This is a genomic window from Sporosarcina pasadenensis, from assembly GCF_047228845.1.
In the GTDB taxonomy this organism is placed as follows: domain Bacteria; phylum Bacillota; class Bacilli; order Bacillales_A; family Planococcaceae; genus Sporosarcina.
This window is the reverse complement of the sequence record NZ_JBFEGM010000001.1, coordinates 621,197-641,345: the sequence shown is the minus strand read 5'-3', so window position 1 is coordinate 641,345 and position 20,149 is coordinate 621,197. Positions and strand designations below refer to the sequence as shown.

The window sequence follows — 20,149 nt, the reverse complement described above, 5'->3', positions numbered from 1 at the left end:
GTGAGACAGTTGGAAGAGAAAACAGCATTACATCGATATGTAGGAAAAGCTCTGAGATCATTGCGTATCGAGCGATCGGTCCATATGCTGCAAGCGGGGCTGTTTATGACTGCATTGTTGTCCACATTGTTCCTTGCTGCTTCTAGACTGTTCATATTGCCTCACTATGAATGGATTGCCTTTTGGATATTTGTAATAGCCATCATTGTAACAGTCGTCGTGTTGTTCATAAAGAACGTCCGCCGAGACGAAGCAGTCTGGATGTTGGATCACTATGTACCGGACAATTTACTCGTGACCGCATTGGATGAACGTGTTAATCAATCGTACTTTGCACAAGCGATTGTGCAGCGGGCGGAGAGGGCGATGGACACTGCTTATCCTCAATTCAAGAAACGGGATAAAAAATATGTGAATGAAAAAATGCTCGTCGGCTTTCTATTATTGCTCGTTTGCTCCTTCTTGCTGCTCATATTCCCTTCTGAAGCGCAACAGGAAGCGAAAGCTGTCGCGAAGGAAAAGGAAATTATCGAAGAATTGAAGAAGGAAGTAGCCGAACTAGTAAAGAAGGAAAAAACACCTGAGCAGAAAAAAGAATTGGCTGAGCTCGCTGAGAAACTGAAAGAGACAAAAACGACCGAGGAAACATTAAGGGAATTAGTCAAGAAGCAAAAGGAGTTCAAGCTGAAAGAGCAACGATTGACCGAAAAGAAGAATGCTACTGAGGAAGGCTTGAGCGACTCCGAAGAATTGGAACTTGAAGAACTTCAGTCAATTGTTGATCAGCTCGCACAGCAAGCAGGGAAAGCGCAAAGTGCATTGAATAAAATAGGCAAAGCCCCATCGTTGCCGGCTTTGGCGAGTGCCGGAACTCCACCTGCAGCAAGCAATAGTCAAACTGGCTCCAATGCGAAGCCCGGCACGGGATTGTCACAATCCGGCGCTAATGAGGGCAACCAAGGAGAAGGTGAAGGCCAAGGCCAAGGCGAAGGTGAAGGTCAAGGCGAAGGCGAAGGTCAAGGAGAAGGTCAAGGCGAAGGTAAAGGTCAGGGACAAAGTCAAGGCCAGGGTCAGGGTCAAGGACAAGGTCAAGGCCAAGGCCAGGGACAAGGTCAAGGTCAAGGCCAGGGACAAGGTCAGGGTCAAGGCCAGGGTCAAGGCCAAGGCCAAGGGCAAGGATCTGGAGCAGGAACCGGTCAAGGTGGACGGAACCTACTTTCAATCCCTTTCGACAGAATTGGAAGTTATAATGATCCTTCTGTAGTAGGCGGTGAGCTTGGGGAAGGGGAGTTTATTGAAGAAAATGAACGTGAAGGCCTTGTTGAAAAGGGAACGTTACGACCATATAAAGAAGTGATCGGAAGCTATAAAGACGCCTATTTGAAAGGGTCGGATAAGATGAATCTCCCTGCGGATTTACAGCGAGTCCTCTCCGATTACTTTTCATCAATTGAATGATTAATGGATGGGAGATGTGCAAATGTCGTTTTCACCTGAACAATTTGAAGAAATGAGCAGTAAGCTTGCAGAAGTACGGGAAGAAATCGGGAAATTCATTGTAGGCCAACAGGAAGCTGTTGAGTTTTCGCTATATTCTATTTTAGCTGATGGGCATGCATTATTGGAAGGTCTGCCCGGCCTAGGAAAGACGATGCTCATTCGAACAATATCCGAAGTATTGGACTTGTCATTTTCCCGTATTCAATTTACGCCCGATCTTATGCCTGCCGATATTACAGGAACGAGTATTTTGGAGCGGAAACCGGAAGGGGTTCAGCGTTTTGTATTTAAAGAAGGACCGATATTCAGCCAAATGGTTTTGGCAGATGAGATTAACCGTGCCACACCGAAAACACAAAGTGCTTTACTAGAAGCAATGGGTGAGAAAACAGTTACTGTACTTGGCGAAACCAGGAAGATGTCAAAACCATTTTTCGTTCTGGCCACTCAAAATCCGATCGAGATGGAAGGAACCTATCCGCTGCCAGAAGCACAAATGGACCGTTTCTTATGTAAAGTTTTGCTTCCTTATCCGGGTAAGGAAGAATTAAAGGAAATTATGCTACGGACGACCGGGCCGAATACCGTAGCCATTCGAAAAGTGATGGATAGTGAAACAATTATACTAGCTCAAGAAATGGCGAAAACCGTTGTCATCGCGGATGAAATGATGGATTATGCAGTTGATTTAGTATCAGCGACGCATAACAGGACGGGCGCGGAAGATGATTGGAATCAATATGTCCAGTATGGAAGCGGTCCCCGTGGATTACAATCCATTATCCGGTTGGCAAAGGCGAGGGCGCTCATGGCCGGACGTTTCCATGTGTCGATTGCGGATATTAAAACAGTTGCCAAACCGGCTTTAAGACACCGAATTCTCATTAATTATGAGGGGGAAGCGGAAGGAATCGAAGTCGATAAACTCATCGATCGATTGCTGGAGAACATTCGACAAGGAGCGCAAGTCTAATGAGAGAGGACATCTTTCCTGATCGTTTGTCCAAGCGATTAGGATCGTTATCCATCATTTCAAGAGCAAGAAGGCTCGGACATCATAAAGGTACACATCGTTCCAATAAAACCGGGACTTCATTGGACTTTTCGGATTTCAGGGAATATCACCCGGGTGATGATTTGCGCCATATCGACTGGAATGTATTCGCCCGTACGGATAAACCATTCATTAAACAGTTTTTGGATGAACAAGAGATGCGGGTACATATACTGCTTGATTCCACAAAGTCGATGGGTACGGATGGAAAGTGGGATTTTGCACGTCAATTGGCAATCGGATTAGGACATATCGCATTAAAAAGTGGAGACACTGTTTCATTTTCAACTTGGTCTTCTGACAAAAGTTACTTCTTCCGGAAGAAAGGTGCATTGCATAGGGCTTCATTCTCAAAATATGTGTCACAAATGCAAGAACCGGATTTTGCAGGGGAATTTGCAGATCAACTGTTAAAGCACGTCCCTAAAGCGATGACTGTCTTATTCATTATTACTGACGGACTGGAAGAGTTGGAAAAGTGGGAGCGGTTGTACAGAAGATTGCCGGGTGTTTGTATGGATATTCGAATTTTGACTGTCCACTCGCCGTTGGAAGAGCTTCCTGCGTATGAAGGAGATGTCCGTCTCGTCGATGTGGAAAGTGGATCGGCCGTAGAAGTGTCGATGAACCAGAGAATTATCAAAGAATATAAAGAGAAAAAGTTGAAACACGAAGCAGAACTGGCGGCATTGGCGAGAAAATACGGAATCCAGCTTTTGCGCACGGAAGTTTCGGAAGGTGCCATGGATTGTTTTACAAAAAAAATGAGACATGTAGGATGGTTGCGTTGAAAGGGGACGGCTAAGTGGGGTTTGATCAAATCGGTAATTTATGGACGGCAATTTTCCCGTTGGCCGTCCTTCTTTATTATTTTTTCCGAAAGAAGTACGTGACTACAACAATCTCTTCCACTCTGTTCTGGGAAAAATCGATGCGGGAAACAAAGGTTTCGCCTTACTTGAAAAATTTACAACGGAATGCCTTATTTTATTTGCAGATGGCGGCATTGTTGCTATTGCTTTTCATCTTGCTTCGACCTTATTTGCCGAAGGACACTGTTGCTGACAGTCATACTGTATTCATCGTGGATACTTCTGCAAGCATGGCAGCTAAAGTTGGTGAACTTTCTTTAATTGAAGAGAGTAAAGTTAAGATGCGTTCAATTGTGGAAGAGTTTGCGGGTGAATCCGTTTCCATCATTACGACAGGGAAGGAGCCTGCACTGTTGCTTCGGGAAGAGACCGATGAGCGTCTTATTGCGGACGTAATTGACAGGCTTGAATTGAATTATGAACACGAGCATCTTGAACGTTCGCTCGATTTTGTCCGATCAATCGCCTCGCAAGCTGGGGCGGACGTCCATATTTTCACCGATTACCTTGATCGTTCAATATTCATGGGGAGTGAACAAGGAATTACCTGGACGATTCATAATAATGAAAGTCCATTAGACAATATCGCTATCGGGAAATTCGGTGCCATACATACAGCGGGTGGCACTGAGGCCATCGTTAAGCTTTCTAATCAAACAACTTCCAAACAGTCGGGAAAAGTGATTGTCAATAATGGGTTGACGGGCGACAAACTGGCCGAACAGAAATTTTCCGTTGAAAAAGAAGCGGACACTCTCCTCTCATTCAAGGATTTACCGGAGCTGCCGGCTTTCCATGTGCACATGGAAGTGAAAGATGATTATGCAGCAGACAATGATGCATTTATCGTGATCGGTAATGAATCCTCGGAAGTGATTGTCGACAACCAACTGCATGAATTGGTCAAGAAAGCGTTTGAAGCAATTGGACTCACTGTCAGTTCAGGGTCAGTCAATGAAATGATTTCAGCAAGGGACCATGCAATGATTGTGACGAATGAGACTTCCTTTTTGGAGGAAGGGACAGAGCCGATATTATTAATTGGCAGAAATGATTCGACGACCGAGCCGATTTCAGGTGTTGTAGAATCATCGAACGATGCACTATTCTCAATCGCTTCAATCGATAATGTATATGTAAGTGCTCTCTATCCACCATTTGAAGGGTTTTCGACTTTGGCGACCATCGAAGGCAAACCGTTCATTCAGCGTTCACCGAGAGGAGATATCGTCATCTTGACGGATATCGGTTTAACGGATTGGCCGTTGCACCCGTCGTTTCCTTTATTCTTTTGGAGTTCGATTGAAATGTTGCGGTCCGGAAGCGATATTGCCGGAACGTTCACCCCGAATGAAAGGAAAGCTCTGTTGACGGGAAGCGGACCGGAAGGGATAGAGATTTTTACAATCAATGATAAATACGTTGCAACTTATCCGGCAGGCGAAAACTTTGTCGCCCCAGCAAGGCCGGGAATTTATAAGCTGGTCGACAGCGGAACAGAAAATTATTTATCTGTTCAGTTGGAGTCTGATGAAAAATCGGTCGCCTCTGGGTCCAGTTATAAACTAGGATCCGACTCAGCTGATGAAACAGAAAAAGAAGAAGGCAAGAAAATGATCGGATGGTTATTCCTTTTACCAGTCCTCCTTCTTTTATTGATAGAGTGGGAGGTGCAGAGACGACGTGGATATCCGAATTGAGGAGCCGTTATGGCTTTTGGTGCTCATACCAGTAACTCTTTACATGGCGTATGCTTGGAAGACTTCTAATATGCGATTCGCACAGAAAGGAACAATCCTCTATGCCTTAAGGAGCTTGGTGATCCTCTGTATCGTTTTTGCCCTAACTGTTCCGTATGTCATGCTGCCAGACGATGAGGAACAGATCATATTTGTCGTCGATCGATCCGTTTCAGTTGAAGAGGCGGGGCAAGTAGCAGAAGAATGGATCGCGGAGAGTTTGAAGGCGAGAAAAGAGAATCAATCCGTCGGCATCTATTCATTTGCCGGAACATTTAGGACGGAAAGTAGACTGACTGATGCCGAAATTAAAATGCCGAAGTTGGAACAAATAGAATCGAATGGTGTAACGAATATTGCAAATGCCATTGATTTATCCGCCGCTGTGGCAAAAGCGAATGTTGCGACAAGAATCGTCTTATTGTCCGATGGGCTTGAGACGGAAGGGTCTATCGAAGAACTGTTGCCTAAATATGAAAATGATCATGTTCAAATTGACACGGTCGTACTTAGGCGAACGAATGATGCGGATGCTTCGATCTCATTATTCGAGACGCCTCGAACTGCTTTTGAAGGAGAGAGGCAGTTATTACGAGTAGAGGTCGAGTCATCCACCCAAACCGCTGGCCAGTTGTTGGTCTTCTTAAATGACGAGGAGATCATTCGTGAACCGGTAGCTTTGGATGAAGGAGCAAATCAATTTGCATTTCATCATGAAGCTAGGGGAACAGGACTACTGAAGTATGAGGCAAAGCTGATTGTGCCTGATGATGGACTCCTTGAAAATAACCGGATGCTTTCCGTAACGATGCTTGAGCAATCCCCGAGAGTGCTTGTCGTTCAGACCGAGCGGAGCCCATCCGTCATCCCGTCGCTGCTCGACCGGAACACGATGGAAGTCGACGTAGTGGATGCGGAAAAATTACCGGAAACTTTATCGGGATATTTAGGATACGGGGCAATCATCTTTGACAATGTACCGGGACATCTCGTCGGAGAGCATAAAATGACAGTCATCGAGCAGGCTGTTAAAAGCTTCGGGACTGGATTTATGATGGTCGGGGGCGATGAGAGCTATGGATTGGGAGGGTATTTCAAGTCGCCGATCGAGCGTTTATTGCCCGTTGAAATGGAAGTGAAAGGGAAAGAGCAGCTTCCATCTCTTGGACTTGTCATCGCAATGGATCGTTCCGGAAGTATGTCGGGGTCAAAAATCATCATTGCGCGGGAAGCTGCTGCAAGAGCGGTTGAGTTGCTTCGTAATGAGGATACTTTCGGGTTCACGGCGTTTGATCATGAAATTTGGGAAGTCATCCCCGTCGGATCTTTACAGGATAAGCAAGAAGCGATGGATCAGATCTTGTCAATTCCTGCTGGGGGAGGAACTGATATTTTCCCTTCTATCGCAAAAGCATATGAAGATTTAGGGGATTTGAAGCTTCAAAGGAAACATATTATCCTGTTGACGGATGGCCAATCTTCCATGCCTCCGGATTATGAAGAGATTATAGCGGAAGGTAAAAACACGAATGTCACGTTATCAACCGTGGCCATAGGTACGGATGCGGATAGCGCGCTATTGGAGGAATTGGCGGATTTGGGTGGCGGCAGGTTTTACAATGCTGTTGACGAGTCGACGATTCCCGCTATATTGACAAGAGAAACATCGATGCTGACGAGAACATATATTGAAGATGATCCGTTCTATGTTTCGTTAAGCAATGTTCCAGAGTGGACGTCCATCTTCCGAGAAGGCGTCCCGCAGATGAATGCCTATATCGCAACGACTCCTAAAGGCACTGCGACAATCGTGGCACAAAGTCCTAAGGAAGATCCTGTCATTGCGGAATGGATGTATGGACTCGGTCGAACGGTCGCGTTCACATCGGATTCGACGGGGAAATGGTCGGGAGACCTGGCAAGATGGGAAGGCTATGCAGACTTTTGGAACACAGCGGTTGCAAGATTGCTCCCGTCTTTTGAAGACGTTCCATATCTGATCACACATGATCGCGGCGGAACGTATACGATTACCGACAGTTCCAGGAAGTCGGCGTTTTTGGAAATTGCAATTGTGGATGAGCAAGGGAATGAAGTGCCATACCAGTCGGAACCATTGGCGCCAGGAAAAGTGAGGGTCACGTTGGAAGCTGATCCAGGCCTTGTTTTCTTCGGAGTTTCCGACGATAAAAGTGGATTGTTCGAAGCGGGTGTATCAGTCCCTTATAGTATGGAATACAAGCCGTCTGAACCAAATGTCGCAATGCTTGAGAAGATTGCTGAGCGGACAGGCGGCGAGCATATAGAGAATCCTGCGCAAGTATTCCGTCCACACCCATATAAAAGCGGTGATCGGAAGCCGATTGCGGATTGGCTCATTCTAATGGCGATGATTCTGTTTTTCATCGATATTACGTTACGCCGCTTCGGCATGTTTTCAAGTTTGCTCGATCGAAAAAAGAAGGTAGACGAACAACCGACACCGGCAGTTAAAACAGAAGACCACGTCGCCGAATTATTGAAAGCCAAAAGGAAGCGATAGGAAAACCCTTATCTCCACTGTTTACGGAGATAAGGGTTTTCTTCATGTCCTTGTCGAGGCGAGAAGGAGTGCGTGTTTTCTGGACCAGACCCCTGCTATTACGAAACAGATGAGGAGAATGGCAGTGCCTAAGAAATACGGGAATGTAATATTAATATCGAAAATGGATCCGGCGAGGGCTGGGCCGATCATATTTCCTAAACTCATATAAGCATTCATCATCCCGGCCGCATACCCTTGCTCCTCGCCCGCAAGCTTCGATACGAGCGTATTGACCGCTGGACGCAACAAGGAAGTCGCCGTTGAGAAAATTGTCGCGACGAGAAGAATCGTCCAAAAAATATCTACGAACAGAATGGCTAACATTGAAACGGCTGCAACGACCAAATTGAAAAGGATGACACGCATTTCTCCGAACTTTTTAAACAACGGGTTGATGACGAATGTCTGTACAATAACGCCGACAAAGCCGCCGACCGTTATCAACACCGCAATTTGAGAAGGGGTATATCCATACTTATGGTCAACATACAAAGAGATCGTCGATTGGAAATTCGCGAGTCCAAAGGAAAAGACGAACATGACGATCAACATGACAAAATAAGGGGTTGTCGTTGACCGTTTCAATTGCTTAAATAGGTTTTCTGGCTTTTTCAGGATTTCACCTGTCGACATGGTCGGTGTTGGATTTGGCAAAATAAAAATAGAAAGAATTGCTGCAAATACGGCAGCCCCCGTGGCAAAATAAAATGGAAAGAGCAGACTAATTTTAGATAGGAACCCGCCGATTCCGGGACCGATCATGAAGCCAAGTGACATAGATGCCCCTAACAGCCCCATCCCTCTTCCTCTGCCTTCCAATGTTGTAATGTCTGCGACGAACGCCATCATAGGAGGAACGATGAATGCCGCTCCCATGCCTGAAAAGAATCGGGCGACGAAGAGCATCCAAATCTCTGTCGATAAACTGAACGCAAGCTGTGAAGATCCGAAAATGAATAAACCGATAATGATGATTTTCTTTCTTCCGTGCCGGTCGGATAAATCGGCGGATAATGGCGAGAAGATGAATTGTGCGAATGAGAAGATTGCGATCAGGAATCCGAGCACTCTTCCGGCAACACCGAACGTCCCTAAAAATTCTGGCATGATCGGGATAATTAGACCGATGCCCGCCATAGCGATGAACATATTGAACATCAGTATGTATAAAGCCAAATTATTCGATTGTTTCTCCGCCATAGGCAATCCGCCCCCTTACTATTATTTCGTGTTATTGAAACATTTTACCATAGAAGCACGACAACACTTAACGGAAAGACCTCCGTATAAAAGCACTTATACATTTAAACGCCCTTAAACCGTGTAAACGGTTTAAGGGCGCTAGTCATCACTTTTTCATATCCATCTTGAATTCTAAGAAAAGTTCATTATAGACGCCTAATAATTCAAGACCTAAATTTTTATACACTTCCAAGTGGCTTCTCATCTCTTCGTCCGGATAGAAACGTTTATCCTCGACAACTTCGGGGTCCATCAAGTCAAGTGCTGATAGATTTGGAGTAGAATAACCAACGTAATCGGCATTTTGTGCCGCCACTTCAGGATCGAGCATGAAATTGATGAAAGCATGCGCTCCGTCAATGTTTTTCGCGGTTTTTGGAATGACGAGATTATCGAACCATAAGTTCGACCCTTCCTCCGGAACGACATAATCGATATCTTCATTCTCATACATCATATCAGCTGCCTGTCCTGACCAAGTGAGCGAGACGGCTGCTTCATTATTGACCATCAGCTGGGTAACTTCATCCCCGATGACAGCTTTCACATTCGGGCTTAATGCCTTCAATTTATCTGTCGCTTCTCGAAGCTCACCGAGGTCGGTCGAATTCAAAGAGTAGCCTAACGAGTTCAGCCCCATGCCAATTGTTTCCCGTGCACTATCGACAAGGATGACACGCTGCTTCAAAGAAGGGTTCCAAAGATCGTCCCAGTTTTCGAATGTTTGTCCTTCAAGCAACGTTGGATTGAATGCAATCCCTACTGTACCCCAGAAATAGGGGACAGAGTATTTGTTGTTAGGATCAAATGCCAAATTCAAGAAGTAAGGATCGATATGCTTTATGTTCGGGATTTTACTATAGTCGATCGGCAACAGGAGATCCTTTTCCTTCATCATTTCAATCATGTATTCCGAAGGGACGGATATATCATACGATGTGCCGCCTTGTTCGATTTTACTCATCATTCCTTCGTTCGTATCGAATGTTTCATAGATGACTTTGATGCCTGTTTCTTCTTCAAACTGCTTGATTAGATCGGGGTCTATATATTCTCCCCAGTTGTATACTGTGATCATCCCTTTACCGGACTTGCTCCCTTTATTCAACTCTGCGTTAATGAAGAGCAAAATGCCGGAAACGATGAGGATCAGGATTGCTGATTGAATAATGGATTTCATTTTTTCACCCCCGCTAGAGGAGTCTTCGTTTTTCGGCTAAGCGCATAGTAACCGAGGACTAAAGCGACCGTGACTATGAAGATCAATCCTGAAAGGGCATTGATCGTCAAACTGATGCCCGTTCTTGCCATCGAATAAATTTCAACAGATAATGTCGAGAATCCGTTTCCTGTAACGAAGAAGGTTACGGCAAAGTCATCGAGCGAATATGTCAATGCGAGGAAGAATCCAGCGAATATCCCCGGTTTAATAAAAGGCAGGATGACCCTCGTCATCACATCTCTCCGTGACGCTCCGAGGTCCAGTGCGGCATCTATCAATGAAGTATTCATCTCCGCTAGCTTCGGCAATACCATAATGACAACAATCGGTATGCTGAATGCAATATGGGAAATTAGCACAGAAGCAAATCCGAGCTTCACACCGATCATCGTAAACAAAATAAGGAATGATGCTCCGATGATTACATCAGGGCTTACAATCAAAATATTATTTAATGAAAGCACTGCATTCCTCATTTTTTTATTACGCATGAAATAGATGGCCAACGCTCCCATTACTCCGATTGTCGTTGCTAATAGAGCAGAGAGCAGAGCGATGATGATTGTATTGAGAACGATGATGATCAATCGCTTGTCTTCAAAAACCGCCGCGTAATGCTCCCAAGTGAAATCTTCAAAATTAGACATTCCACCGCCCGAATTGAACGAGTAAAAGATCAAATAGAAAATAGGGGCGTACAAGATAATGAATACGATCGCTAAATACAGCTTAGGGAGTTTACCTATTCTTTCCATCGTCCGCCGCCCCCTTTTCTTTTCCATTCGTAACTAACATGATGATGAACATGAAAACAATGAGGAAGACGGCGATTGTTGAGCCCATTCCCCAGTTTTGCGTCACTAGGAACTGCTGTTCAATGGCTGTTCCAAGCGTAATGATTTTATTTCCCGCAATGAGCCTTGTAATCATGAACAACGACAATGCTGGAATGAAAACGACTTGAATTCCTGATTTCACTCCGTGTGTCGTCAATGGCCAAATGACTCTACTGAAGGTCGTCCATGAATTTGCACCGAGATCTCGCGATGCATCAATCAATGCGGGGTTCAATTTGTCGAGTGCGTTAAAAATCGGCAAAATCATGAACGGAATGAAAATATACACGGAAACGAAAACGAAACTAAAGTCCGTAAACAAAATTTGCTGCTTGCCGATACCGACAGTCTCCAATAACGCATTCAGCGGACCGTATAGCCCCATTAATCCGATGAAGGCATATGTTTTTAGCAGAAGGTTGATCCACGAAGGGATGATGATAAGCAGAAGCCAGAGATGCTTGTGCTTCGTCTTCGTTAGTAAATACGCCGTCGGGTAGGCGATCAGCAAAGAAAAGAATGTGATAAGGAATGCATACCAGAAGGAGCTGATCGTCAATTTGAGATAGACGGACGAAAAAAAGTTTTGGTAATTCATGAGCGTGAAGTTGCCTGCTAAGTCGAAAAACGAATAATAGACGACTAATGCAATCGGTGCCAGGACGAACAATAGGACCCACGCTGCATAGGGGACCGAATAGATTGAACGCAGGCGATTATTATTCATTGGCAATCGCTCCATAGGCTTCGAGCCTAGCATCGTAATCCTCTTCCGATTCGTTCAATCGCATGACGTGAATGTCTTCAGGATCGAAATCAAGACCTATCTTCGCTCCAACTTCCGCTTTCTTCGTGGAATGGACGAGCCATTCATTTCCGTCCTGATCGTATGTCGACAGTTCATAATGGACACCGCGGAACAATTGTGTATCGACCGTAACATTCAATTTCCCTTTATCGACTGTCGTAATTTCCAAGTCTTCTGGTCGAAGGACGATATCAACTTTTTCATTCGGTTGAAGACCGGCGTCCGCGCAGTTGAATCGTTTTCCTGTAAATTCAACGACATAATCCTCAATCATCCGGCCGGATACGATATTTGATTCACCGATGAAGTCGGCTACGAATCGATTGATCGGTTCGTCATAAATATCAAGAGGTGTGCCTGATTGTTGGATCGCGCCCATATTCATGACGAAAATTTCATCGGACATGGCGAGAGCTTCCTCTTGGTCATGTGTGACGAAGACGAACGTCTTGCCAAGGCGTTGTTGCAACTCCCTAAGTTCGTATTGCATTTCAGAACGTAACTTCAAATCGAGTGCAGATAACGGCTCATCCAGCAATATCACTTCAGGATCATTGACGATGGCGCGAGCGATTGCGACCCGTTGCCGTTGCCCACCGGACATTTCCGTAATTTCCCGGTTTTCATAGCCGGCCAAGTTGACGAATTTCAACGCTTCTTTTACTCGCGTATCGATTTCGTCTTTTTTCACCTTTTTAATGCGTAACCCGAATGCGATATTTTCATATACATTCAAATGGGGGAAAAGCGCATAATCTTGGAAAACTGTATTCACTTGACGTTCATTCGCCGGGACATTGTTAATCTTTTTCCCATTAAAATAAATCGAACCTTCAGTCGGCTCGATAAACCCTGCTATTAATCGTAGGATTGTCGTCTTTCCGCAACCGGATGGGCCTAATAATGTATAAAACTTTCCGCGCTCCAATTCAAATGAGACATTATCCAATACGGTCGTACCATCGCCGTATTTCTTCATGACATTCTCAAAACGGATGATCGGCTGATTTGTCAATTTTGTATTTCCCCCTTCATAAATAAGATTCTGTTGCTACTAAAAGCAATTCACTCGGGCCGTCATTGGCATTCATTATTCGATGATGATCGGATGCGTCATAATAGACCGAATCGCCCGTTTTGGCCATGAAAATCCTCTCCCCAAGTTCAATTTCAACTTTTCCTGAAAGGACGTAAATGAACGTTTCGGATAACGATGGCTCAAATTGCTTAAATTCACCATTTTTCTCGAATGTAATATGGATTGGCTCCATTTCATTTTCATTCGAACGGGGAACGAGCCAACGGATGCTATATTTCAACTCATCATTGACATAGGTTGTTTGATCGGCTGGCGAGTAGACCACTTTCATATTTTTCTTCGGTTCATCAAAAAATTCCTTCGGCGTAGTCCCAAGCACTTCCAAAAGGGAAAAGAGCGTTTCAATGGATGGGGAAGTGAGTTCCCGCTCCAATTGAGAAATATAACCTTTCGTTAGGTCGGTCCTCTCTCCCAATTCTTCCTGGGTCAGTCCTTTTTTCAATCGAAGACTTTTGATTTTACTCCCGATATGCATGGTTGACAATTCCTTCCTTAGAAATCATGGAGTTTAGTATTACTGTACTTTCTGTTTACTATAAACCTACCTTATTATACAAAACCACGCTTAAAAATCAAGATGTTTTGAGAAAAAAACCGGAATCCTTTTAAAGGACTCCGGCCGAAGACAAATGCTATTTGTCATACATATTAAGCTTGTTTCCTCGTCGTCTTTGTATGAACATCCTGCTGAAAGTGGAGATGATCAAATAAGCCGACAATCCGATTCCTGTGACGGCGGTTATCAATGATATCCATTCGAAGATCGTGTAGGAGGAATACTGCTTCCAGCCGGAAGGGGCCTCCCAATCCGGAATAACGAGGTTCATGCCGTAAATGCCGGATATAACAGTGAATATCGTTAAAATAAAAAGAAGCATGTTCAATCTGCCTGCCTGGCTATTTTCCTGGCTTTTATACAATTCTTGCAACGTGTTGTTCACTTCGTCGAATAGGGGATCGATAATAAAGGTTTCCCTGAACATCTCCGACAATTCCTTGCCTTCCGACCGGGTGCTAATTTCTTTGAAATAGTACCACGAGGAAAAGACATTGATGAGTTGTATAAGTGATCTGACGTAATACTCGTCCTTCTTCCATTCGATTTCACTGTATTCGAAGGAAACGCGCAAAAGCATAACTTTGTAGAAATAATGGAGAAGCAAATTATAATAATGCGTCCCCATGTATTGGGATAATTCGTTCGTCAATTCCTCTGCTGGACGATTTGAAATAACGGAAAAACCATGTTCCGTAGCTATCATGAACAAATTAGGCGCCCAACGGTCATGCAAAGACTTCGACAAGGAACGTCGAATATATTGCGGGTTCGTTGAAGATATGAAGGGGATTCCGTCAGGACTCTTCCCATTCAAATTGCCGATACGATAAAGATGCTCCTCTGAAATGGGTGCATCACTCTCCGTAATTAAGAAGGAGGAAACAAACATCCTTTCATCTTCAAAATACGGCAGGGATCCAAAATGGCCTTTCAATTTCTTGTCGTGTAAAACGGACTTTTTTAAGAAGGGGCATAGGTGGTCGAATATGTAATCATGCATGGAAAGGGTTTGTCCTGTTTCCGGGATGACGATCATTGCACCTTTGTTTTCTTTCAGATTCGGTTCAATTGCTCGAAAATGTTGTGCAAAATCGAGTGTGTCACTTAAATCAGCAGAAGTGTCTTCCAAATCAACTCGCAATGCTAGGAAAGCGATTCCGAAAGGAGCAAGAATGATATCGATGCTTCGAATGACGAAGTTATGCAGTTCATCCCTTAACTGCATCGAATGCTCTTCTTGGATAAGTGCGGTAAATCGATGGAAACCTTTTAATTCAAGAGAGCCGGGGAAGAGTTTATGTTCAATATATGGATAGAAGTATTGTTCCAGCTCCTTGCCGGTCACTTCAATTCCGTGTCCATAAATAGAATCTTCGTTCATTGCAGTTTCGTCTATTTTGAAATAGGTATATCCGCTCGCTTCCAAGCTATCGATTGTTTCCCGTCTTTTCGTCTGATCGAAGCCGAAGGGAAGGAGAAATGTCATATGGGAGCGAGTCATATTCAATTTTTCTAAGCTATTTTTTACTGGCATAGCATTGCCTTCCTTTATCTTTTCTTATTGGGTGGGCAAGCCACCTACGTCTATCATTCCCTTTGGTAAAGTGCGGCTAAACATTTCATTCCGATTACGGTTCTTCGCGCATAGAATAAGCAGTGGGATTTTTTAATGCGGAGGAGATGGATTATGAAATTGCACGAACAAATGCCTGAATTGGTTGGAGCGACGACTTGGTTGAATGGACGGTTTGATAGAGCGAATCACATCGGGAAAAAACCGACACTCATCCATTTTTGGTCTATCAGTTGCAGCTTATGCAAGGAAATGATGCCATATATGAATAACTTCCGAGACAGATATAGAGGAGAATTGAATGTCATTGCCGTGCATATGCCGCGTTCAAAAGATGATTTGGACTTGGAGGAAATCAAAAAGGCTGCAAGAGCGCATGACATTATACAGCCGATATTCGTTGATAACGATTTGAAACTGAGCGATGCGTTCGACAATCAATACGTACCCTCCTATTATGTATTTGATAGAGATGGCCGATTGCGCCATTATCAAGCGGGGGGAAGCGGCATGAAAATGCTGATAAAGCGTGTGAAACGTGTTCTGGATGAAATGTAGAAAGGTGATCATGATAGTGACGGCCCGTATGAGGTCGTCTTTTCTTTTTCCTTGGAAAATAATATGATACACTAACTTCATCCATCAATCGGATTGGAGCGGATTAAATGAAAAAGGAATTTGTCGTAATAGGACTGGGACGATTCGGAGGAAGCATCGTCAATGAATTAGTGGAATTGGATGCAGATGTCATGGCAATCGATATTTCACCTGATCGTGTCGATGAATTTGCACAGATTGCGACAACAGCAGTCGCGGCTGATACGACCGATGAATCTGCACTCCGGTCATTAGGGATCCGGAATTTTGAGCATGTCGTCGTGGCGATCGGTGAAAATATACAAGCGAGTATTTTGACAACGCTCATCTTGAAAGAGATCGGCGTGAAAAAAATTACCGTAAAAGCACAGAATGACTATCATGCAAAAGTGCTGCGGAAAATCGGCGCAGACCAAGTCGTTCACCCGGAAAGGGATATGGGGAAACGGATCGCAAACAATTTAGTTTCCAATAATATTTTGGATTACTTGGAGCTGTCCGATGAGTATTCGATTGCGGAAATTCGCGCAAACGAGAAGCTTGCCGGATTTACACTGATCGATCTCGATATCCGAGCGAAATACGGCGTAAACATCGTGGCGATTAAGCGCGATGCACAAATTTTGGTGTCGCCGCAAGCAATTGAGGAAATCCAGTTGAATGATATCCTAATTGTTATCGGATCTGATCTGGATATCCATAGATTTGAGAAGAAGGCCCTTCATTGATGAATGGTCTTTTTTTGCGTAAAAAATGCCCTTATGTCTCATGGAGACATAAGGGCATGTAATTACATTATTAGACTTCCATTACGACAGGGAGTACCATTGGTCTGCGTTTTGTCTGATCGTATAAATATGGTGAAAGAATATCAATGATGTCGCTTTTCAATGAGCCTGCCTCAGCAGGGGAGTTTGCGAGTTTCTTGTTCAATTCCTTCGATAATAGATGCTGAGCTTCGCTGATCATCATTCCGGATTCTCTCATATAGACGAAGCCACGTGAGATGATGTCCGGTCCGGAAACGACTTTGTTACGTTTTTTATCAACTGTAGCAACGACAATGACCAAGCCGTCTTCTGAAAGGATTTTACGATCTCGCAAGACGACGCTTCCGATATCGCCAATGCCGCTTCCGTCGATATATACGTCGCCGGAAGGGATTTTCCCTGCAATCCTTGCCGAATCCTCCGTCAAAGCGAGCACATCACCGTTACTCATGATGAAGACGTTGTCCGGTTCGACATCACAACCGATGGCAAGTTCTTTGTGCATTGTCAACATGCGATATTCTCCGTGAATAGGCATGAAGTATTTTGGTTTGATCAACCTAAGCATAAGTTTTTGTTCTTCTTGTGAGCCGTGGCCTGATGTATGAATGTTATTCAAAGCACCATGAATGACTTCAGCGCCGGCACGGAAGAGTGCGTTGATCGTTTTATTGACGCTAAGCGTATTTCCAGGAATTGGCGAAGACGAAAAAATGACCGTATCGCCAGGTTGGATTTGCACTTGACGGTGTGTTCCGTTAGCAATCCGGGACAATGCAGCCATCGGTTCGCCCTGGCTTCCCGTACAGAGGATCATCACTTCGTTGGCAGGCAACCTGTTGAGCGATTGGGTGTCTACGAACAATTCTTTTGGTGCGTTGATGTACCCAAGTTCCCGGCCGATCGTAATTGCATTGTCCATGCTTCTGCCGAATACGGCGATTTTCCGGCCGTAGCGTTCAGCCGCTTCGATAACTTGCTGAAGTCTGTGAATGTTGGAGGCGAAAGTAGCAAAGATGATTCTTCCATCGACTTTTCGGAAGATTTCATTCAAGCTATCGCCGACTTTCCTTTCCGACATCGTAAAGTTCGGTACTTCAGCATTCGTACTATCAGATAGGAGACAGAGCACTCCATCACTTCCGAATTTCGCCATCTTCGCAAGGTTTGCCGGTTCTCCGACCGGAGTAAAATCGAATTTGAAGTCACCAGTGTGTACGATATTGCCCGATGGTGTTTTGACGACGACACCGAAAGCATCGGGAATACTATGGGTTGTCCGGAAGAAAGAGACGGATGTCTTTCTGAATTTAAATACGTCATCTTCCTTGAACTCGATCATTTTCGTCGTTCTAAGTAGTCCATGTTCATCGAGCTTATTGCGTAGCAAGCCGAGTGCCAATTTGCTGCCGTAAACTGGGATGTTGATCTTCCGCAGCAAATAGGGGATGCCTCCGATATGATCCTCATGACCGTGCGTGATGAACAGGCCTTTGATCTTTTCGACATTCCGTTCCAAGTACGTGTAGTCAGGAATTACGTAATCGATTCCGAGTAAATCATCCTCGGGGAATTTGATGCCTGCGTCGATGAGGATGATTTCATCCTGGAATTGTACACAATATGTGTTTTTGCCGATTTCTCCAAGTCCGCCTAAGGCGAAAACGGCCGTTTCGTTATTTTTTATTATTTTCATGTTGCTTAGACCTGCTCTAGCTCAAAATGAGGGGATGCTTGCTCATATTCGAGGTGGTTGCCTTCGAGCAGCTGGATCAGTTCAATGTTGTAATCCCGGTTCTTTAACTTTTCGCGGACGGATCTTTCTGAATCTGCTTCAACATATAAATGTTTTGTGTTTTCACGGATTGGTACTTGTGTAGCGTTTTCTTGATAATACACTTTGTAAATCATGGTAAGCTCTCCTTTTTTACGTTCGTTTGAATCTTTCTCTTCATCTTAGCACGACAGTTGTTTAAAATAAACTATGATGATTCTCTTCATCTAATGGGTACAACTATCAAATAGCAAAATCGCTTCAGGCGGACACTTTCCACGGACGAGGCATCCTACTCGCAAAAGTCGTTCTTCAAAACGGCTTGCACAGGAGTCGCCGCCTTTCGCTTCCACCAAACCTGTACAAATGGGGAATGTTTTATTAAAAGAAAAGCCCGCCAATTGTGTTGGCGGGCGTTATCTATGCGATCGTCTTTTTGCCGAGTATGCCATTGAGCCGTTTTAACAGTTTACGTTTGAGGCGCTTGTACATGGGCATATCACTCCTTAAGGACATTATAAAGGAATTCGAAATTTCTGTCAAGTTTGAATTCCTTTTTTCAGTCCCTTTCAAAAGGAGTGGCATCCGGAATGACTTTGAATGGTGCGGCAGGGTCGATATGATCATAGAACATGACGCCATTCAAATGATCCAGCTCATGCTGGTAAGCAATGGCGGGAAGTCCTTTCAGCCTCATTTTAAATTCCTGTCCCTCCGGATCGAAAGCTTTTACAGTGATTCTCGCATAGCGCGGCACAAATCCGTTGACATCCCGATCGACGGAAAGGCAGCCTTCACCTGAAGTCAAATATGTTCTCTCGACGGAGTGGCTTATAATTTTAGGATTGACCGCCACGATGCTGAGCGTTTTTTTCCCTTCTTCTTCAATATGCAAAGCGAAGATTCTCTTTGATACATTCACTTGGGGCGCTGCAAGGCCGATGCCAGGACGCAAGCCGTATCGTTCACATACTTCATCGTTCTGGCTATTTATAACGTATTCAAGTAAGTCGTTACATAGTTTTTTTTCATCCGCTGCCAAAGGAAATGACACTTCCTCAGCAACTTTACGGAGTGCTGGATGGCCCTCGCGCACAATATCTTTCATTAAAATCATTACGTATTCTTCCTTTCGATACCCATGCTGTACTTCTATTATAAGCTAACGGGGAAAAGAGGGTAAAGGTTTTTGTGCATGCTTGAATTGGAATGGGTATACAGTTATAGTGAAACACAGATTGGAGGAAATTCTATGAAGAAAAAAGTTGTAACCTTATTTGCAATCGGCATGTTGGCATTATCCGGCTGTAGTATCGGACAGTCAACAGAAAAGCAACTCTCTGAAACATTGACCAAAATGAATGAGTCGGAATCAGAATACCGTGACACGCAAAGTAAATTGACTGAACTTGAAAAGACAGAACAGAAGACATTCAATGAAACGATGGAGTTAACGAAAGAAGATGTAGACAAACTGCGTTCCAAAATCGATGAATTGGAAAGTCTGTTAGATGATAGACTTGCTCATTTAGACAAAGAGGAATCGGCAATGGATAAAGCGGAAGAATTTGTCAAGGAGCTTGATGCAATCGCAGAGAAGGCATCCGATTCAGAGAGTGGCCAAATTTTGAAACTGAAAGAAGCGGCGTTAAAGCGTTATGATCTTCATTCTTCTTTTATTGATGAATATAGGAAGCTTGCTACAATCCAGAAAGAATTTTATGGCATGCTATCTTCCGAAGATGTCGAGCTCGAAGACTTGAAAAAGAAGGTGGAAAAAGTAAATGGACAAAATGCTAACGTCCAAAGCTCCATCTCAGAGTTTAATGAAGCGACGAAAGAAGTAAATTCCATAAAAGAAGATGTGTTTTCAAGTTTAGAACAAGAAGAATAGAGGAATTGGGTAAAGTGGAGACAAAT

The 20,149-nt window shown here is 44.2% G+C and carries 18 protein-coding genes; 8 read left to right on the top strand and 10 right to left on the bottom strand.

Annotated features, from left to right (window positions below):
- The first annotated feature begins 9 nt into the window (after window positions 1-9).
- Genes AB1K89_RS03255 through AB1K89_RS03235 form a run of 5 tightly spaced genes read left to right on the top strand, consistent with a single transcriptional unit; the run spans window position 10 to window position 7,707 of the window.
- Complete coding sequence (locus tag AB1K89_RS03255; protein WP_413053333.1) at window positions 10-1,458, top strand: coiled-coil domain-containing protein; 1,449 nt, start codon at window positions 10-12, stop codon at window positions 1,456-1,458.
- 22 nt (window positions 1,459-1,480) lie between these two features.
- Window positions 1,481-2,473, top strand: coding sequence for an AAA family ATPase (locus AB1K89_RS03250; protein WP_413053332.1), 993 nt, complete (start codon window positions 1,481-1,483; stop codon window positions 2,471-2,473).
- On the top strand, window positions 2,473-3,345 hold the full coding sequence (locus AB1K89_RS03245; RefSeq protein WP_413053331.1) for a DUF58 domain-containing protein: 873 nt from the start codon (window positions 2,473-2,475) through the stop codon (window positions 3,343-3,345). Before AB1K89_RS03250 ends, AB1K89_RS03245 begins: the two co-directional genes overlap by 1 nt.
- A gap of 14 nt (window positions 3,346-3,359) precedes the next feature.
- Complete coding sequence (locus AB1K89_RS03240) at window positions 3,360-5,126, top strand: vWA domain-containing protein (protein ID WP_413053330.1); 1,767 nt, start codon at window positions 3,360-3,362, stop codon at window positions 5,124-5,126.
- Window positions 5,110-7,707: a VWA domain-containing protein gene (locus AB1K89_RS03235; RefSeq protein WP_413053329.1), complete on the top strand. Its 2,598-nt coding sequence runs from the start codon at window positions 5,110-5,112 to the stop codon at window positions 7,705-7,707. The genes AB1K89_RS03240 and AB1K89_RS03235 overlap by 17 nt, the downstream gene beginning before the upstream one ends.
- A gap of 42 nt (window positions 7,708-7,749) precedes the next feature.
- On the opposite strand, the gene AB1K89_RS03230 is transcribed toward AB1K89_RS03235, so the two are convergent.
- The 7 genes from AB1K89_RS03230 to AB1K89_RS03200 all read right to left on the bottom strand — a co-directional run bounded on the left by AB1K89_RS03230 (window position 7,750) and on the right by AB1K89_RS03200 (window position 15,049).
- Window positions 7,750-8,949 carry an MFS transporter gene (locus AB1K89_RS03230; protein ID WP_413053328.1) on the bottom strand — a complete coding sequence of 400 codons (1,200 nt, stop codon included), beginning with the start codon at window positions 8,947-8,949 and terminating at the stop codon, window positions 7,750-7,752.
- Between the two features lie 148 nt (window positions 8,950-9,097).
- The gene (locus AB1K89_RS03225; RefSeq protein WP_413053327.1) at window positions 9,098-10,171 is read right to left on the bottom strand and encodes an ABC transporter substrate-binding protein; all 1,074 of its coding nucleotides are present in this window, start codon (window positions 10,169-10,171) and stop codon (window positions 9,098-9,100) included.
- The gene (locus tag AB1K89_RS03220; RefSeq protein WP_413053326.1) at window positions 10,168-10,968 is read right to left on the bottom strand and encodes an ABC transporter permease; all 801 of its coding nucleotides are present in this window, start codon (window positions 10,966-10,968) and stop codon (window positions 10,168-10,170) included. The genes AB1K89_RS03225 and AB1K89_RS03220 overlap by 4 nt, the downstream gene beginning before the upstream one ends.
- The gene (locus tag AB1K89_RS03215) at window positions 10,952-11,776 is read right to left on the bottom strand and encodes an ABC transporter permease (RefSeq protein WP_413053325.1); all 825 of its coding nucleotides are present in this window, start codon (window positions 11,774-11,776) and stop codon (window positions 10,952-10,954) included. Before AB1K89_RS03215 ends, AB1K89_RS03220 begins: the two co-directional genes overlap by 17 nt.
- Complete coding sequence (locus AB1K89_RS03210; protein ID WP_413053324.1) at window positions 11,769-12,872, bottom strand: ABC transporter ATP-binding protein; 1,104 nt, start codon at window positions 12,870-12,872, stop codon at window positions 11,769-11,771. The genes AB1K89_RS03215 and AB1K89_RS03210 overlap by 8 nt, the downstream gene beginning before the upstream one ends.
- Window positions 12,873-12,888: 16 nt before the next feature.
- Window positions 12,889-13,431: a helix-turn-helix domain-containing protein gene (locus tag AB1K89_RS03205; RefSeq protein WP_413053323.1), complete on the bottom strand. Its 543-nt coding sequence runs from the start codon at window positions 13,429-13,431 to the stop codon at window positions 12,889-12,891.
- Window positions 13,432-13,588: 157 nt separating this feature from the next.
- The gene (locus AB1K89_RS03200) at window positions 13,589-15,049 is read right to left on the bottom strand and encodes a hypothetical protein (protein WP_413053322.1); all 1,461 of its coding nucleotides are present in this window, start codon (window positions 15,047-15,049) and stop codon (window positions 13,589-13,591) included.
- Between the two features lie 153 nt (window positions 15,050-15,202).
- On the opposite strand from AB1K89_RS03200, the gene AB1K89_RS03195 reads away from it, so the two are divergent.
- The gene (locus AB1K89_RS03195) at window positions 15,203-15,646 is read left to right on the top strand and encodes a TlpA family protein disulfide reductase (protein ID WP_413053321.1); all 444 of its coding nucleotides are present in this window, start codon (window positions 15,203-15,205) and stop codon (window positions 15,644-15,646) included.
- A 107-nt stretch (window positions 15,647-15,753) separates the two neighbouring features.
- Complete coding sequence (locus AB1K89_RS03190; RefSeq protein ID WP_252503737.1) at window positions 15,754-16,413, top strand: potassium channel family protein; 660 nt, start codon at window positions 15,754-15,756, stop codon at window positions 16,411-16,413.
- Between the two features lie 70 nt (window positions 16,414-16,483).
- Here the strand turns inward: AB1K89_RS03190 and rnjA are convergent, their stop codons facing one another.
- From rnjA to def, 3 genes are all read right to left on the bottom strand, one after another.
- Window positions 16,484-18,151 carry a ribonuclease J1 gene (gene rnjA / locus AB1K89_RS03185; RefSeq protein ID WP_252503736.1) on the bottom strand — a complete coding sequence of 556 codons (1,668 nt, stop codon included), beginning with the start codon at window positions 18,149-18,151 and terminating at the stop codon, window positions 16,484-16,486.
- Window positions 18,152-18,156: 5 nt separating this feature from the next.
- Window positions 18,157-18,366 carry a DNA-dependent RNA polymerase subunit epsilon gene (locus AB1K89_RS03180; RefSeq protein ID WP_413053320.1) on the bottom strand — a complete coding sequence of 70 codons (210 nt, stop codon included), beginning with the start codon at window positions 18,364-18,366 and terminating at the stop codon, window positions 18,157-18,159.
- A 422-nt stretch (window positions 18,367-18,788) separates the two neighbouring features.
- A complete protein-coding gene (gene def, locus AB1K89_RS03175; protein ID WP_413053319.1) occupies window positions 18,789-19,346 on the bottom strand; it encodes a peptide deformylase in 558 nt (185 codons plus the stop codon).
- A gap of 135 nt (window positions 19,347-19,481) precedes the next feature.
- Between def and AB1K89_RS03170 the strand changes: the two genes are divergently transcribed.
- A complete protein-coding gene (locus tag AB1K89_RS03170) occupies window positions 19,482-20,123 on the top strand; it encodes a YkyA family protein (protein WP_413053318.1) in 642 nt (213 codons plus the stop codon).
- The last annotated feature ends 26 nt before the right edge of the window (window positions 20,124-20,149 follow it).